The organism is Streptomyces sp. V3I8 (assembly GCF_030817535.1).
Classification (GTDB): Bacteria; Actinomycetota; Actinomycetes; order Streptomycetales; family Streptomycetaceae; genus Streptomyces.
This window is the reverse complement of record NZ_JAUSZL010000002.1, coordinates 7,825,770-7,841,394: the sequence shown is the minus strand read 5'-3', so window position 1 is coordinate 7,841,394 and position 15,625 is coordinate 7,825,770. Positions and strand designations below refer to the sequence as shown.

General features: G+C 73.4%; 13 protein-coding genes and 2 pseudogenes. 5 read left to right on the top strand and 10 right to left on the bottom strand.

Annotation, left to right across the window (positions count from 1 at the left end):
- The first annotated feature begins 73 nt into the window (after positions 1-73).
- Both QFZ75_RS34620 and QFZ75_RS34615 read left to right on the top strand, forming a co-directional pair.
- A complete protein-coding gene (locus tag QFZ75_RS34620; RefSeq protein ID WP_307544984.1) occupies positions 74-1,105 on the top strand; it encodes an N-acetylglucosamine kinase in 1,032 nt (343 codons plus the stop codon).
- Between the two features lie 119 nt (positions 1,106-1,224).
- Entirely contained in the window at positions 1,225-2,148 is a 924-nt protein-coding gene (locus tag QFZ75_RS34615) for a sirohydrochlorin chelatase (RefSeq protein WP_307543289.1), read from the top strand.
- 78 nt (positions 2,149-2,226) lie between these two features.
- Here the strand turns inward: QFZ75_RS34615 and QFZ75_RS34610 are convergent, their stop codons facing one another.
- On the bottom strand, positions 2,227-3,270 hold the full coding sequence (locus QFZ75_RS34610) for a lactonase family protein (RefSeq protein WP_307543287.1): 1,044 nt from the start codon (positions 3,268-3,270) through the stop codon (positions 2,227-2,229).
- Between the two features lie 205 nt (positions 3,271-3,475).
- Entirely contained in the window at positions 3,476-4,960 is a 1,485-nt protein-coding gene (locus QFZ75_RS34605) for an FUSC family protein (protein WP_307543286.1), read from the bottom strand.
- Between the two features lie 275 nt (positions 4,961-5,235).
- Between QFZ75_RS34605 and QFZ75_RS34600 the strand changes: the two genes are divergently transcribed.
- Positions 5,236-5,715: an Lrp/AsnC family transcriptional regulator gene (locus QFZ75_RS34600; RefSeq protein ID WP_307543284.1), complete on the top strand. Its 480-nt coding sequence runs from the start codon at positions 5,236-5,238 to the stop codon at positions 5,713-5,715.
- Between the two features lie 143 nt (positions 5,716-5,858).
- Here QFZ75_RS34600 and QFZ75_RS34595 read toward each other — a convergent pair whose 3' ends face one another.
- From QFZ75_RS34595 to paaA, 8 genes are all read right to left on the bottom strand, one after another.
- Positions 5,859-6,440, bottom strand: coding sequence for a TetR/AcrR family transcriptional regulator (locus QFZ75_RS34595; protein WP_307543282.1), 582 nt, complete (start codon positions 6,438-6,440; stop codon positions 5,859-5,861).
- A gap of 60 nt (positions 6,441-6,500) precedes the next feature.
- A complete protein-coding gene (locus QFZ75_RS34590; RefSeq protein WP_307543281.1) occupies positions 6,501-7,202 on the bottom strand; it encodes an SDR family oxidoreductase in 702 nt (233 codons plus the stop codon).
- A gap of 173 nt (positions 7,203-7,375) precedes the next feature.
- Positions 7,376-8,740 (bottom strand): FAD-dependent oxidoreductase, encoded by a 1,365-nt coding sequence (locus tag QFZ75_RS34585; protein WP_307543279.1) that lies wholly within the window; start codon positions 8,738-8,740, stop codon positions 7,376-7,378.
- A gap of 171 nt (positions 8,741-8,911) precedes the next feature.
- Complete coding sequence (gene paaE / locus QFZ75_RS34580) at positions 8,912-10,072, bottom strand: 1,2-phenylacetyl-CoA epoxidase subunit PaaE (RefSeq protein ID WP_307543277.1); 1,161 nt, start codon at positions 10,070-10,072, stop codon at positions 8,912-8,914.
- Positions 10,072-10,584, bottom strand: coding sequence for a 1,2-phenylacetyl-CoA epoxidase subunit PaaD (gene paaD, locus QFZ75_RS34575; RefSeq protein WP_373465984.1), 513 nt, complete (start codon positions 10,582-10,584; stop codon positions 10,072-10,074). Before paaD ends, paaE begins: the two co-directional genes overlap by 1 nt.
- A complete protein-coding gene (gene paaC / locus QFZ75_RS34570; protein WP_307543274.1) occupies positions 10,581-11,408 on the bottom strand; it encodes a 1,2-phenylacetyl-CoA epoxidase subunit PaaC in 828 nt (275 codons plus the stop codon). The genes paaD and paaC overlap by 4 nt, the downstream gene beginning before the upstream one ends.
- A gap of 10 nt (positions 11,409-11,418) precedes the next feature.
- A complete protein-coding gene (gene paaB / locus QFZ75_RS34565; RefSeq protein WP_307543273.1) occupies positions 11,419-11,745 on the bottom strand; it encodes a 1,2-phenylacetyl-CoA epoxidase subunit PaaB in 327 nt (108 codons plus the stop codon).
- A complete protein-coding gene (paaA, locus tag QFZ75_RS34560) occupies positions 11,742-12,728 on the bottom strand; it encodes a 1,2-phenylacetyl-CoA epoxidase subunit PaaA (protein WP_307543270.1) in 987 nt (328 codons plus the stop codon). Before paaA ends, paaB begins: the two co-directional genes overlap by 4 nt.
- Before the next feature lie 598 nt (positions 12,729-13,326).
- Here paaA and QFZ75_RS34555 point away from each other — a divergent pair.
- Both QFZ75_RS34555 and QFZ75_RS34550 read left to right on the top strand, forming a co-directional pair.
- A pseudogene (locus QFZ75_RS34555) lies at positions 13,327-14,562 on the top strand (family 2B encapsulin nanocompartment shell protein); the annotation flags it as partial.
- Positions 14,502-15,623, top strand: a pseudogene (locus QFZ75_RS34550) (cyclase); the annotation flags it as partial. The pseudogenes QFZ75_RS34555 and QFZ75_RS34550, both read left to right, overlap by 61 nt.
- Positions 15,624-15,625 lie beyond the last annotated feature (2 nt).

Genomic DNA, 15,625 nt, shown 5'->3' with positions numbered 1-15,625 from the left:
CCACCGCGCACACCCCGGACCGGCGGCTGCCGCGACCGGTACCGGCACCGCCGACGGGTCGGGCGTCCTCGGGGTGGACTCCGGCGGCTCGGGGCTGCGGGTCGTGCTGGCCGTCGACGGGGGCCCGGTCACCGAGCCGCTGACGTCCGGGGAGCCGGTGCGCACCGGGGCGCACGGCATCGACGCCGGGCACCTGCTGGGGCAACTGGTACCGATGGCCCGGCGGTTGATGGCCGATACCGGGGTCGGCACGCTCCGGGCCGTCACCGTGGGCGCCGCCGGCCTCACCACGCTGGGCGACTCGCTGCGCGCCGACCTGCACCCGGCGCTCGCCCGTGAGCTCGGCGTACGGCGGCTGGCCCTGGTCGCCGACGCCGTCGCGGCCTACACGGGTGCGCTCGGGCAGCGGGTGGGCGCGGTCGTCGCGGCCGGCACCGGGATGATCGCGATCGGCACGGACCTGCGCGCGTGGCGCAGGGCGGACGGCTGGGGACATCTGCTCGGCGACAGCGGCAGCGGGGCGTGGATCGGCCGGGCGGGCCTCGACGCGGCGCTGCGCGCCTACGACGGGCGGCCCGGCGGCTCGCGCCCGCTCCTGTCGGGCGCCGAGGAGGCGTTCGGGTCCGCCCCGGCGTTGCCGCGACAGCTCTATCCGCGCCCGGACCGGCCCGCCGTGCTGGCGTCCTTCGCGCCCATGGTGGCCGCCTGCGCCGACGGCGGCGATCCGGTCGCGGCCGGCATCCTGGCCGCCGCGGCCCGGCACATCGCCGACTCGGCCGCCGCGGTGTGCCCCACCCGGGCGGAGGCCGCGTCCGCGGGAGCCGGCGGGGAGCCCGGGGAGGTGCGTCTCGCCCTCACCGGTGGACTGTTCAGGATGGGCGACCCCCTCCTCGTACCCCTGCGGGCGGCCCTGACGGACCGGCTGCCGTACGCGCGGCAGGTGCCGGCCGCGGGTGATCCGCTCGACGGCGCCGTCGGCATCGCCTCCGACCTGGCCGCCGGGCGTCTGACACTGCCACGCGACGACAGCATGCTGTACGTCGTGACGGACACCCCGGACGTGCCGGACGCCTCGGACACGTGTTCCCGCAATCGCACACCGTGATCCCCTGACAGGCAGGGAGATCCATCCGTACGTAACTCATCAGACAAAACCGGACGGATACCGCTCACCTGCACCCTCCCCGAACAGGGGAGCCCAGGAAACCAGTAACATTCGGCGCCATGAGCTCCCCCACTGGGCCCGCGTCCGGCCTGCCAGTACGAATGCCGCGACCCCGCCAGCCCGGCCGGCACCGCCGACCGGAACCGTTGGCGGCTCCCGAGGGCGCGCCCGCGCTCGTCCTCGCGGTGCCGGGCACGCCCAGCGCCGCGACCCGCAGCCTCGCCGAGGAGATCGTGAGCATCGCGCGCTCCGAGCTGCCCGGCCTCGACGCCCGGATCGGGTACCTGGACGGGGACGACGCGGAGTTCCCGACCCTCCAGTCGGTGCTCGCGCACGCCTCCGAGGAGCGCGCCGCGCGCTTCGAGCAGGCCCGCGAGGCCGGGGGGGACGTGGTGGAGCCCGACGGCCCCGTGGCCGTGGTCGTGCCGCTGCTCGCGGGCCCGGACAGCGCGCTGCTGCGCCGCGTCCGCCAGTCCGTCATGGACAGCCGTGTCGCGGCCGACCTGACTGACGTCCTCGGCCCGCACCCGCTGCTCGCGGAGGCGCTGCACGTACGCCTGTCGGAGGCGGGTCTGGCGCGCGCCGACCGGGCCAGGCTGTTCACCGTGGCGACGGCCGCGGACGGCATCATCCTGGCGTCCGTGGGCGGCGACGAGGCCGTGCAGGCGGCCGGCATCACCGGCATGCTGCTCGCCGCGCGGCTCGCCGTGCCGGTGATGGCGGCGGCGCTCGACGAGGAGGGCGCGATCGCGGCCACCGCCGAGCAGCTGCGCAGCTCCGGCTCCCACCAGCTGGCGCTCGCCCCGTACCTGATCGGCCCCGAGCTGGACGCGGGTCTGCTCGACGAGGCCGCGAAGGAGGCGGGCTGTTCCGCCGCCGAGGCGCTGGGCCCGTACCCCGCGATCGGCAAGCTGGCGCTCGCGAAGTACACGACGGCGCTCGGGATCGCGCCGCCCCAGCAGCAGGGCGCGCCGGTCCGCTAGCGCAGGCCGCGCACACGCACCAACCCCGAAGGGCCCGCTCCGTCTCCGGAGCCGGGCCCTTCGGGGTTGCCGGACCTCTCAGTCGAGCACCACGCAGGACGCCGCGGGCACCTTGACCGATCCGCCGTGCCGCGGCAGGCCCGTGTCGGGGTCCACCCGGAACCACGCGACGTTTCCGGAGCGCTCGTTGGCCACGTACAGGAAGCGGCCCGTCGGGTCGAGGGCGAGCGCGCGCGGCCACACGCCGCCGCACGGCACCGTGGCGACCAGCTCCAGCCCCTCGTCGGCCGTCGTGGGCGCGAGGACGGAGACGACGTCCTGGCCGCGCGTGGCGGCCCAGACGAAGCGGCCGTCGGGCGACACGACGATGCCGGAGGGGTAGGCGTCGCCGTCCGGGAGGTCGGGCAGCACAGCCGTCTCCCCCACCGGCCTGAGCGCGCCCTCCACGGCGTCCCAGTGACAGGCGGTGACGGTCGGCGCGAGTTCGTTGAGGACGTACGCGCGTTCGCCGTCCGGGTGGAAGGCCAGGTGGCGGGGGCCCGAGCCGGGGCGCAGCGCGATCTCCCTGTGCAGCGTGAGGGTGCCGTCCCGCAGTGCGCACACCCGCACCGAGTCGGTGCCGAGGTCGACGCTCACGGCCCACCGGCGGCTCGGGTCGGGCTGGACGTGGTGGGCGTGCGGGCCCTGCTGGCGCTGGGTGTGCGGGCCGCTGCCCCGGTGGTGCAGCACGTCGGCGACGGCGCCGAGGCTGCCGTCGTGGCGCACGGGTACGGCGCTGACACTGCCGGAGCCGTAGTTGGCGGTCAGGATGTGCCCGTCGAAGAGGCTCAGGTGCGTGGGTCCGCCGCCGCCGACCGGTACCGGCGCGCCGGCCAGGGCCGGCTCGTCGCCCTTCACCCGGTAGGCGGCGATCGCGCCCTGCGTCGTCTCGCTCACCGCGTAGAGCATGTCCCCGCCGGGCGACAGGGCCAGGTAGGAGGGGTCCGCGACACCGTCCACGGCGCTCAGCAGGGTCAGCGCGCCGGTCTCCCCGTCCACGGCGGCGGTGAGCACGCCCAGGCCTCCCGCCGCGGTGAAGGAGCCGATGTACGCCCGTCGCTGCCGTCCGTCGCCGTCCGTCACTGTGTCTCCTCCCGGCGCCACGTCCTTCGTGCCACGCCCTTCGTGCCGTGTCCTTGGGAGCGACGGTAGCAGCGAATGGCCTAGACCAGACCTGGACCCTGCCGCCTTTCGCCACTCGTCCGGGCAGGTCCCTCCGGACGGTGCACGGGGGCCGGGCGCCGTCCGGCCGTCGCGGACGGCCGGTCGGCGTACGCCGGACCGGTGTTCAGGCGCTCGCGAGCGGGCCCCGCAGCGGTGCGGCCAGCGCGGCGAGCGCCCGTTCCAGGCCGTGGAGGTGGGCGAGGGCCTGCTCGGCCCCGGGATGGTGGCCGGGCACCCCCGCGGCCGTCGTCACGGCCCGTTCCGGGACCGCGCCGACCAGGACCTCCACGGCGGCCTCGACGCGCCCGCAGGCGGCGGTGAGGCGGGCGTCGTGCGAGGCGTCCGGGTCGGCGGCCACGGCCGCGAGGCCCCGGACCTCCCGGGCGCAGTCGTCGAGGAGCGCGAGCACTTGGCGGGCGCGTTCCTTGCGGGCCCGCACCGGGTTGAGGGGGTGCACCAGCGGGGCGAGCGCGAGGCGGACCCGGCCGAGCACGGCCTCCAGTTCCGCCGCCCGCGGTGCGGGGTCGGCGCCGGGGTCGCCGGCCAGCCGGCGGGCCGCCGCCGCGGTGCAGCCGTGCACGGCGCGTACGGCCTGGCCCACCCAGCGGTCGGTGACCGCGTGCGTGGTGACCGGCAGGACCAGCGCGACGGCGAGCACCGCGCCGAGCGCGCCGACGGCGGTCTCCGTGACGCGCAGGGCGAGCAGGGCGGGGTCCAGCACACCGAGCAGTCCGTACAGCAGGCCCGCCAGCACGGTGACGAAGAACATCATCCAGCTGTACGAGAGCGGCGCGGTGTAGAAGATGCCCCAGACGCAGACGGCCACGATCGCCGCCGTGGGCGCCGGGGCTCCGTCCAGGGGCACGGCGACCAGGAGCCCGGCCGCGATACCGGTGACCGTGCCGACGACGCGCCGGAAGCCGCGTACGAGGGTCTCGCCGCGGGAGGACGTGTTGACGAAGATCCACCAGGCGGTGCCGACGGCCCAGTACCAGCGCTCGTGCGAGAGGAGCTGGCCCGCGGCGATCGCGAACGCGCAGGCGGCCGTCGCCTGGAAGGCCTGCCGGGTGGTCGGCCGGGAGAGGCCGCGGCCGGTCGGCGCGGCGGGCGCGAGTGGCGGCGGCGTACGCCGTTCGACGCACCACACGCCGAACCGCACCGCCGAGGACGCCGCCAGCGACAGGGCCGTCGCGGCGTACAGCTGCGGGAGCAGGCCGGGGACCGCGTGCAGGAACTGGGCGACGAAGAAGGTCATGAAGGCGAAGATGCCGAGCGCGTGGCCGCGCGGGCCCCAGCGGCGGGCGTACACCCCGCCGAAGACGACGGCCAGCCAGACGGCGTCGCGGACGGTCGGTACCGCGTGCAGTACGGCCGCGAGGGCGAGGACGGGGAAGCCGACGGCGGGCAGCAGGGCGGTGGTGAGCGCCTGGCCGCGCACGGTGGGGTCGCCGACCGTGAACAGCGCGAGGAGCGCGGTGAGGCCGCCGGTGATCGAGGCGGGCAGGGAGAGCCCGGCCAGCTCCGACGCGGTCACCGCGAGGCCGATGCCGAGTACCGCGCGCAGCGCGATCCGCAGCCGCAGCAGGCCCGGGTCCGGAGCCATGAACATCTTCTTCACCGTCGGCAGCCCGCCCCTGTTCCGATCGACCGGTCCGCGGGGACCGCACGGTCCGCACGGCCGGCACGGTCCGCGTGATCCCCGTGGTTCCCATGGGAAAGGCGCCGCGGGACCGGTACGGCTTCTTCGCCGTCCGGCGCTGCACGGCGCCATCAGTACCCCCACGTTAGGCAGGAGAGGGGTGGTGGCTCAACAGGCGGCTGATCGACTGGACCATTGGTACAGTCGTAAACGATCACCGGCGACCGCAGGGAGGCCAACGGACCATGGCCGTGGACGAGCTCGACACGCGGATCCTGCGGCTGCTGCTGGAGCGGCCGCGCACGAGTGTGCGGGAGTACGCCCGGGTTCTGGGGGTGGCCCGGGGGACGCTGCAGGCGCGGCTCGACCGGCTGGAGCGGGACGGGGTGATCACCGGGACGGGGCCTTCGCTGTCACCGGCCGCGCTGGGGCATCCGGTGCTGGCGTTCGTGCACGTCGAGGTGACCCAGGGGCATCTCGACGAGGTGGGGGACGCGCTGGCGGGCGTGCCGGAGATCATCGAGGCGTTCTCGATCACCGGCGGCGGGGATCTGCTGACGCGGGTCGTGGCGCGGGACAACGGACACCTGGAGGATGTGATCCAGGTGCTGATCAGTCTGCCGGGGGTGGTCCGTACGCGGACCGAGGTGGTCCTGCGGGAACGGGTGTCCGCGCGGGTGCTGCCGCTGGTGGAGGCGGTGGGGCGGGGCGCGCGGCGGGGGTGACCGTCCGGCGCGGCCGCCGGGCCGCCGACCGTGACGCCGGTTCGCCGTTCCCCGCGCTTCCGGGTGGGGGCGGGCGGGGTGGTGTGTCGTCCGCGCGCCCGACGTGGCTGAGTGCGCAGTTCCCCGCGCCCCTGGGGGTGGCGCTAGTGCATGCCTGCCGCGTCCAGCAGCGTCGCGGCCGTCGTCGTGGTGAGGCCCTGGAGGGTCTCCGCTCCGGCGCCCGCCCTGGCGCTGGCGCCGTCGAAGACGAGGGCCAGCTGGCGGGCCAGGAGTCCGGGGTCCTGGGCGCCGCCCCGCTCGGCCTCGGCCCGGAAGGCCTCGATCAGGGCACCCTTGGCGCGCAGGGCGACGACACTCGCCGGGTGGCCGGGGTCCTTCAGCTCGACCAGGGCCGACAGGAACGGACAGCCCCGGTAGTCGTCCTGCGCCGAGGCCGCTTCGAGCTGCTCGAAGACGTACAGGATCCGTTCCCGGGGCGGACGCGGCGGCCGGGACTCCTCGCCGCTCAGGCCGAGCCGCCGTCCGTACTCCGGCGCCCGCCGCTCCAGGCTCGCCGCCAGCACCTCGTCCTTGCTCGCGAAGAGCTGGTACATCGAGCGCTTGGACACCCCGGCCGCCCGGCACAGCGCCTCGACGCCGATCGAGACGCCGTCGCGGTAGAAGAGCTCCGTGGCCGCGTCGAGCAGCCGGTCCCTGGTGGATGTCCTGTCCGTGCTGGTGGCCATGGGGTGAGGTTACCTCCGCGGGAGGGCGAACCGAAACCGATCGGTATACCGCCCGGGCGATCAGGCGGCGAGCTGGGGGTACAGGGTCGGGAGGTCGGCCGACAGACCGGACTTGACCTGGCGGCTCAGGTCGTCGGCGAGCACCTCGAAGGCCCCGCTCTCGATGCCGTCGAGCGCCTGGGCCGCCACGTCCGCCGGCTTGGACTTGGGCGCGTCGATCGCCGCGGTCATGTCCGTGTCGACGTATCCGACGTGCAGTCCCGTGACGCCGATGCCGCGCGGCGCGAGGTCGAGCCGCAGGGAGTTGGTCTGGGACCACAGCGCCGCCTTGGACGCGCTGTACGAGCCGGCCAGCGCGATCCACGACAGCACGGAGTGGACGTTGAGGAGGTGGCCGCCGCCGTTGCGCTCGATCACGGGGACGAACGCCCGGGCGGTGAGCAGCGGCCCGTAGAAGTTCGTCTCGAAGTCCTTGCGCACGTCCTCGACCGGTGACTCCAGGAACGACGTGTGCAGGGAGATGCCCGCGTTGTTGATCAGGACGGTGACGTCCTGGGCCTGCTCGGCGGCCGCCGCGACGGACGCGGGGTCGGTGACCTCCAGGGCCAGCGGTACGGCCCGGGTGTCCCTGACCGTGCGCGGGTCGCGGGCGGTGGCGTACACCTTCTTCGCCCCGCGCTCGAGGAGTCCGTCCACCAACGCCTTGCCGATTCCCCTGCCGCCGCCGGTCACCAGGACGACGGAACCTTCGATTGCGGTCATGACACTCTCCGACTCAGACATGGAAACCGATCGGTTTCCCGTTGTCCGCAACAGTAAACCGATCGGTTTCACAAAGCAAGCGGGAACGCGAAAAGGGAGCGGCCCCGCCACGACGGCGGGGCCACTCCCTATGAATCGAAGGCTGCAGAGACTACCGACCTGCAGAGATGCGCTTACGCGCCGCTCGCCCTCAGCATGTCCTCACGCTCCACGAGCTTCACACGCTCGCGGCCCTGGGGCTCCCCCAGCGCCTTCTCCGCGGCGTCCAGGCGGTACCAGCCGTCCCAGGTGGTGAAGCGGACGTCGCGGTCGGCGAGGAAGGCGTCCACCGCCTCCGGCTCCGGCGACGCGGGGGTCACGAGGCGGCCGTTCGCGTGGTCGTCCAGGAGGCTGGCGACCGTCTCGTTGGCGTCACCCTTGGTGTGGCCGATGAGGCCCACCGGGCCGCGCCGGATCCAGCCCGTGACGTACGTCGACCGGAGGTGCTCGCCGGTCTCCTCGATCACCCGTCCCGCCTTGTCCGGGACGGTGCCCGACTCGACGTCCCAGGGCAGCTTGGGCAGCTTGTCGGACAGGTAGCCGACGGCACGGTAGACCGCGCCGACCTCCCAGTCCTTGAACTCGCCGGTGCCCTTGACGTTGCCGGTGCCGTCCAGGGCGGTGCGCTCGGTGCGCAGGCCGACGACCCTGCCGTCCTCGCCGAGGATCTCGGTGGGCGACTCGAAGAAGTGCAGGAACAGCTTGTGCGGCCGGTCGCCGACGTCGCGGATCGCCCAGTTCTCCAGGGTCTTGGCGACCATGTCGGCCTGCTTGTTGCCGCGCCGGGTGGCGATCGAGCCCTCGTCGTAGTCGATGTCCTCGGGGTCGACGACGACCTCGATGTTCGGGGAGTGGTCGAGCTCCCGCAGCTCCATCGGGCTGAACTTCGCCTGCGCCGGGCCGCGGCGGCCGAAGACGTGGACCTCCAGCGCCTTGTTCGCCTCCAGTCCCTCGTGGACGTTCGGCGGGATCTCGGTCGGCAGCAGCTCCCCGGCGGTCTTGGCGAGGATGCGCGCCACGTCGAGCGCCACGTTGCCGACGCCGAGCACGGCGACCTTCTCGGCCTCCAGCGGCCAGGTCCGCGGCACGTCCGGGTGGCCGTCGTACCAGGAGACGAAGTCCGCCGCGCCGTACGAGCCGTCGAGCCCGATGCCGGGGATGTCGAGCGCCCGGTCGGCCGTCGCCCCGGTGGAGAAGATCACCGCGTCGTAGAAGGCGCGCAGGTCGTCCAGGTTGATGTCGCCCGGGTAGTCGACGTTGCCGAAGAGGCGGATCTGCGGCTTGTCGAGCACCTGGTGCAGGGCCGTGATGATGCCCTTGATGCGCGGGTGGTCGGGGGCGACGCCGTAACGGATGAGACCGAAGGGGGCCGGCATCCGCTCGAAGAGGTCGATGGAGACACCGGGCTCGGCGGCCACTGCGGACTTCATCAGCGCGTCGGCGGCGTAGATCCCGGCAGGACCGGCTCCGACTATGGCTACCCGCAGAGGGCGAGGCATGATCAGGTTCCCTTCGAGCGGTGATCGGGTGTACTCACCAGGGAGCCTAAACTAAGGGTGACCTAAGCTTGTAGCCGGGCTGGATCTATGACCTCATAAGGCCGGCTTATGAGTGGCTCGTGGGCCGGACCCGTGGGGTGGGCCCGGGAGCCGGACCCATGAGGGGGCCTCTCAGGTGTCGTAGTCCACGGTCAGCGTCCCGGAGGCCGGGAACGACTGGCAGGTGAGCACGTACCCCGCGTCCACCTCGGCGTCCTCCAGGGCGAAGTTGCGGCGCATGTCGGCCTTGCCGTCGGTGACCAGGGCGCGGCAGGTGCCGCAGACGCCGCCCTTGCAGGCGAAGGGCAGGTCGGGGCGGGTGCGCTGGGCTCCCTCCAGGATGCTCCGGTCCCTGACCAGGACGGACGTGGTGGAGCGGCCGTCGAGCGTGACGGTGACCTGGCTGACGGGCCCCCGCACGGCCGCCTCCTCGTGACGTACCTCTCGTACGGGTTCGTCGTCCGCGTGGAACAGCTCCCGGTGCACGCGGTCGGCGGGCACGCCCAGGCCGGCCAGGACCCGCTGGGCGTCGAGGACCATGCCCTGCGGTCCGCACAGCCACCAGTGGTCCGCCGTCGCCACGTCGACCAGCGGGCCGACGAGCGCCGCGAGCCGTTCCGCGTCGAGGCGGCCGGACAGCACCTCGGCCTCACGGGGCTCACGGGACAGCACGTGGGCGAGCTGGAACCGGGCCGGGTACAGGTCCTTGAGGTCCGCCAGTTCGTCGGCGAACATCACGGTGTCCGTGCGCCGGTTGCCGTAGAAGAGGGTGACCGTCGAGCGCGGGTCCGCGGCCAGGACGGACTCGGCGATGGAGAGCATCGGTGTCACACCGGAGCCGGCCGCGACCAGCACATGGTGGCCGGGCGCGGTGAGGTCGGGCGTGAACGTACCGGTGGGGGCCATCACCTCGACCGTGTCGCCCGGACGCACCTCGCGCACGAGCCACGCCGAGAACAGTCCGCCCGGCACCACCCGCACCCCGATGCGCGGCGCCGAGCCGGCCGGGGAGCAGATCGAGTACGAGCGCCGCTCGTCCCGCCCGTCGACCACGCGCCGCAGTGTCAGCGACTGTCCGGGCGCGAAGGCGAACTCCGCCGCCAGCTCCGCCGGGATCTCGAAGCTCACGGCCGCCGCGTCCTCGCACAGCGGCCGTACGGCGGCGACGCGCAGGGCGTGGAAGGCCGGACGGCGGCGCACGCGCGCGGGCACCGGCCGCGCTGGGGCGGCGGCCGGTGTCCCGGCGGCCCGGTTCGGCGGGCTCGACGCCGGTTCTTCCCTCAGGCCTTCCATCAGATCTCCTTGACGTACTCGAACGGCTCACGGCAGGCACGGCAGCGGTACAGCGCCTTGCAGGACGTGGCGGCGAAGCGTGAGGTCTCCTCGGTGTCCGCCGCGCCGCAGCGCGGGCACGCCACCGTGCGACGGACGGGGGACAGGACGAGAGGCACCGGACCGGCCGCGTGCCGGGGCGCGGCTCCGGGCGGTGCGATCCCGTGCTCGGTGAGCTTGCGGCGGCCCTCCGGGGTGATCCAGTCGCTGGTCCACGGCGGGTCCAGGACCGTACGGATCTCCACGCGCGCGTACCCCGCGCCGCGCAGCCGGGCCGCCACGTCCGCGCGCATCTCGGCCATCGCGGGACAGCCCGAGTAGGTCGGCGTCAGCCGCGCGACCACGGTGCCGTCACCGGTCATCTCGACGCCGCGCAGGACGCCGAGGTCGGCCAGCGTGAGCATGGGCAGTTCGGGGTCCGGCACCTGTTCGGCGATGTGCCAGGCACGCTGCACCTCCCGCACCCCGGTCACCACGTCGCCCCCGGGTGCGCGCGGGCCACGCTCTGCAGTTCGGCCAGGAGCGGCGCGAGGTGCTCGGTGTGCTCCCCGGCGCGGCCGGCCCCGGGCAGCGGGCGGTACAGCGGCATGGGCAGCCCGGCCGCCTCCGTGACCTGCCGCAGGACGGCGGCCACCTCGTCCCGCGCGTCGTACGCCGTGAACAACTCGCCGAGGTAGGGCGCCACCTGCTCCATCGCCCGGCGGGTGCGGCGGTGCGACTGCGGCGTGCCGTCACCGAGGCGCACGACCCACTCGGCCGCGTACTGCCGGTGGTACGTCAGTTCCTTGACGCCCTTCGCCGCGACGGCCGCGAGGACCGGGTCGGGGTGCGACGACAGCTCCTCGAAGTGCGCGAGCCGCCAGCTGGACAACACCAGCAGCCGCACGACCGAGAACGCGAAGTCCCCGCCCGGGAGTTCGGCCAGGCGTACGTTCCTGAAGTCCTGCGGGTCGCGGACGTAGGCGTACGCGTCCTCGTCGCGTCCGGTGCCGTCGGCCCGGCCGGCGCGCGCGTACAGCAGGCGCGCCTGGCCGAGGAGGTCGAGGCCGATGTTGGCGAGCGCGACCTCCTCCTCCAGTTCCGGGGCGCGGGTGGTCCACTCGGCGAGCCGCTGGGCGCTCACCAGGGCGTCGTCCGCGAGGGCCACGCACTGCGCGGCCAGCAGGCCGGTGTCGACGCCCTCGGGCACGGTGGTGTCCACGCCGTGCAGCGGGTCCTCGAAGCCGGTGCCGTACGCCCAGCGGGTGTCGTCCTCGTGCCCCTCCACGAGGGACAGGTAGACATGGTCGTCGCTCATGCCCTGCTCCTCAGATGTGCGGGACGTCGTCGGGGATGTCGTAGAAGGTCGGGTGGCGGTAGACCTTGTCGGCGCTGGGCGCGAAGAAGGGATCCTTCTCGTCGCGGGTGGACGCGGCGATGTGCTCCGAGCGCACCACCCAGATCGAGACGCCCTCGTTGCGGCGGGTGTAGAGGTCGCGCGCGTGGGTGAGCGCCATGGTGTCGTCGGCGGCGTGCAGGGAGCCCACGTGGACGTGGTTCAGCCCGCGCTTGCCGCGCACGAAGACCTCGTACAGCGGCCAGTCGCCCCGGGACGCGCCCCGGGCCGGGGTGGGTTCGCCCCTACCGTCGCTCATGCGATCGCTCCTTCCTGCGCGCGGGCGCGCCGCGCCTGCTTGGCCGCGTGGGCCGTGGCCGCCTCCCGCACCCAGGCGCCCTCCTCGTGGGCGGACCTGCGGCGCTGCGTCCGCTCGGCGTTGCACGGTCCGTCGCCGCCGATGACCCGCTTGAGCTCGGACCAGTCGGGGGTGCCGAAGTCGTGCCGGCCACGCTCCGCGTTCCAGCGCAGGTCCGGGTCCGGGAGCGTCACACCGAGCTTCGCGGCCTGCGGGACCGTCATGTCGACGAACCTCTGACGCAGCTCGTCGTTGCTGTGCCGCTTGATCTTCCAGGCCATCGACGCCGCCGAGTTGGGCGAGTCGCCGTCGGGCGGGCCGAACATCATCAGGGAGGGCCACCACCAGCGGTCCACCGCGTCCTGGACCATGTCCCGTTGCGCCGCGGTGCCGCGCATCATCGTCATCAGCAGCTCGTAGCCCTGCCGCTGGTGGAACGACTCCTCCTTGCAGATCCGCACCATCGCGCGCGCGTAGGGCCCGTACGAGCTCCTGCACAGCGGCACCTGGTTGCAGATCGCCGCGCCGTCGACGAACCAGCCGATCACTCCGACGTCGGCGAACGTCGGGGTCGGGTAGTTGAAGATCGACGAGTACTTCTGGCGTCCCTCGATCAGCCGCTCGGTCAGGTCGGCGCGGTCGGCGCCCAGCGTCTCGGCGGCCGAGTACAGGTACAGGCCGTGCCCGGCCTCGTCCTGGACCTTCGCGAACAGGATGGCCTTGCGGCGCAGCGACGGGGCGCGCGTGATCCAGTCGCCCTCGGGCTGCATGCCGATGATCTCCGAGTGCGCGTGCTGCGCGATCTGCCGGACGAGCGTCCTGCGGTAGCCGTCGGGCATCCAGTCGCGGGGCTCGACCCGCTGGTCCCGCGCGATCGTCGCGTCGAAGTGGTCCTGCAACGACTGCTCCGGGAGGGGCGTCCCGGCGGAGTGTGTCGTGGTCATCGATACCAGCTTCCCTACCGACCATTCGTTCGGTGTCAGTGTGCCGCCTTTCCGGCGGCCCGGCAAGACCCGGCCGCGATCGGCGGGGACGGGGCGGGGACGAGGGGGGGGGAGAGCCCCACCTGCCTCGTTCCGGCCGGTCCGAAACCGGGCCCAAGGGTGAAACGGGGTCGTGCAGAGGCGGCGGCCCGGCGTGGGAGCGCGGCGCCGCCGTCGGTACGTCTCGTGCGGTGGATCTTCACTTCCGAAGCGTGAACACGCCCCGCTCACGCGGTTCCCGGCCGCCACCCGCGACTGTTTCGCTTTACATGCGCCACGCGCTGTCCAGACGCCACGCACCGCCCAGCAGGCCGCACGACCGCTCAGCCGCCCCGTCCCGCCCCTCCCCGTTCCGTCCCATGGCGGCGTCCGCGCACCCGCCACGACCGCCCCTGACCACGCACGTACTCGGATCCACGCACCCGGAGGACATGTGACTCTCCCGGAAAGCCCACCCGACAGCGCCGCCGCGCCCGCCGCCGACGACGAACAGCAGCTCACCAGTCTCGGCACCAGGGCCGCACGCCAGCTCACCACCACCGCCAAGTCCGCACCGCAGATGCAGGCCATCACCTCGCGGTGGCTGCTCAGGATGCTGCCGTGGGTGGACGTCAAGGGCGGCACCTACCGGGTGAACCGGCGGCTGCAGCTCCGGGTCGGCCGGGGCCGGGTGCAGTTCGACCACAACGGCGCGGACGACATCAGGGTCGTCCCCGAGACCCTCACCGAGCTGCCCGCCCTGCGCGGCTACACCGACACGGCGGCGCTCACCGAGATCGCCTCGCGCTTCCGGGTGCAGGAGGTGCGCGCCGGCCAGCTCCTCTTCGAGGAGGGGCAGCCCGTCACCGAGACGTACCTCGTCGTCCACGGCCGCTTCACCCGCTGCACCGCCGGCAAGTACGGCGAGGAGGAGGTCACCGGCGTCGTCACGGACGGCGCCGGGCTGGGCGACGAGGCCATCGGTGAGCAGGATCCGCACTGGCACAGTTCGGTGCGGGCCGAGACCGCGGGCGTGGTGCTGACACTCGACCGGGACAGCCTCGAACAGTTCGTGGAGCGCACCCCGTCCTTCGCCGCGCAGCTGGCCGCGTTCGCCGAGCGGCAGCACCGGCCCACGAACCGCAAGGGCGAGGCCGAGGTCCCGCTGCAGGCGGGCCATGTGGGCGAGCCGGTCCTGTCCGGTGGCTTCGTCGACTACGACCTCAGCCCGCGCGAGTACGAACTGTCGCTCACCCAGACGGTCCTGCGCGTCCACACCCGGATCGCGGACCTCTACAACAGGCCGATGAACCAGACCGAGCAGCAACTGCGCCTGACCGTCGAGGAGATCCGCGAACGTCAGGAGTGGGAGCTGGTCAACAACCGCGAGTTCGGCCTGCTGCACAATGTCGACCACAGCCAGCGCATCAGCACCTTCTCCGGCCCGCCGACACCGGACGACCTGGACGAACTGCTGTCGATGCGCCGCAAGACCCGGGTGTTCCTGGCCCACCCGAAGGTGATCGCCGCCTTCTTCCGGCAGTGCAACCGGCGCGGGCTCATGCCCGGCACGGTCGACATCGAGGGACATCAGGTGCCCGGCTGGCGCGGGGTGCCGTTCCTGCCCTGCGGCAAGATCCCGATCGGCCCGCAGCACACGAGCAGCGTCATCGCGCTGCGCACCGGCGAGGCCGACCAGGGCGTCGTGGGCCTCTACCAGACGGGCATCCCCGAGGAGTTCCAGCCGGGCCTGAACGTGCGGTTCATGGGCATCGACACCAACGCGATCGTGAACTACCTGGTGACCGCCTACTACTCGATGGCGATCCTCGTTCCCGACGCGGCGGGGATCCTGGAGAACGTCCAGGTGGGGCGGACCGCGGAGTGAGCGCGCCGATCACGCCCGGTACGCCGCCGCGCCTGCCCGGACCGCCGCGTCTGCCCGGACCGCCGGACCTCGCCGGCGCCACCACCGGCCGCCGGGGCGGTGCGGTGCCGGGGCTGCGGTACCGGCCGGCCGTGCCCGCCGACCCGGCGAAGGCCGCGGAGATCGACGCCGGGCTGGAGGCCTGGGCCCGCTCGCTGGACCTGTTCCCGCAGAGCTGGACCGGGGACTTCGCGGGCTTCCAGTTCGGCCGGGCCGTCGTGCTCCAGCACCCCGGTGCGGTGAGTCCCGACCACCTCATGGCGGCCGGGAAGCTGCTGCTCGCCGAGAACGTCGTCGACGACTGCTACTGCGAGGAGGTCGAGGGCCGGGGGGGTTCGTCGCGCGGGCTGGGCGGACGGCTGATCATGGCCCAGTCGGCGCTCGACCCGTACCACGGCACCCCCGAGCTGGAGGAGGAGTGGCGCGACGGCATGGAGGCGGACGGGCCGCTGCGCTCGTACCACCACGCCGTGCGGGACTACGGCGCCCTGGCCACGCCCAGCCAGATCGGCCGGCTCGTGCACGACCTGGCCCGGCTGCACCTCGGCTACCTCGCGGAGGCCGCCTGGTCCGAGATCCGGTACGTGCCGCGGGTCTGGGAGTACCTGGTCATGCGGCAGTTCAACAACTTCCGGCCCTGTCTGTCGATCGTCGACGCCGTGGACGGCTACGAACTGCCCGAGATCCTGTATGCCCGTCCCGAGATCCAGCGGATCACCGCGCTCGCCTGCAACGCGACCACGATCGTCAACGACCTGTACTCCTACACCAAGGAGCTGGCGAAGGACCCCACCCACCTGAACCTGCCGCAGGTCGTCGCCGCCAACGAGCGGTGCGGGCTGAAGGCCGCCTATCTCGAGGCCGTCGAGATCCACAACCGGATCATGGAGGCCTTCGAGGAGGAGTCGGCGGCCCTGTCGGCCACCTCGCCCCTCGTCGCGCGCTACGCCGA

Bases quoted from the DNA above. Each gene is read 5' to 3' on its own strand.
- QFZ75_RS34615 (WP_307543289.1), top strand. From the start codon at position 1,225: ATGAGCTCCCCCACTGGGCCCGCGTCCGGCCTGCCAGTACGAATGCCG.
- QFZ75_RS34605 (WP_307543286.1), bottom strand. From the start codon at position 4,960: ATGTTCATGGCTCCGGACCCGGGCCTGCTGCGGCTGCGGATCGCGCTG.
- QFZ75_RS34600 (WP_307543284.1), top strand. From the start codon at position 5,236: ATGGCCGTGGACGAGCTCGACACGCGGATCCTGCGGCTGCTGCTGGAG.
- QFZ75_RS34595 (WP_307543282.1), bottom strand. From the start codon at position 6,440: ATGGCCACCAGCACGGACAGGACATCCACCAGGGACCGGCTGCTCGAC.
- QFZ75_RS34590 (WP_307543281.1), bottom strand. From the start codon at position 7,202: ATGACCGCAATCGAAGGTTCCGTCGTCCTGGTGACCGGCGGCGGCAGG.
- QFZ75_RS34585 (WP_307543279.1), bottom strand. From the start codon at position 8,740: ATGCCTCGCCCTCTGCGGGTAGCCATAGTCGGAGCCGGTCCTGCCGGG.
- paaE (WP_307543277.1), bottom strand. From the start codon at position 10,072: ATGGAAGGCCTGAGGGAAGAACCGGCGTCGAGCCCGCCGAACCGGGCC.
- paaC (WP_307543274.1), bottom strand. From the start codon at position 11,408: ATGAGCGACGACCATGTCTACCTGTCCCTCGTGGAGGGGCACGAGGAC.
- paaB (WP_307543273.1), bottom strand. From the start codon at position 11,745: ATGAGCGACGGTAGGGGCGAACCCACCCCGGCCCGGGGCGCGTCCCGG.
- paaA (WP_307543270.1), bottom strand. From the start codon at position 12,728: ATGACCACGACACACTCCGCCGGGACGCCCCTCCCGGAGCAGTCGTTG.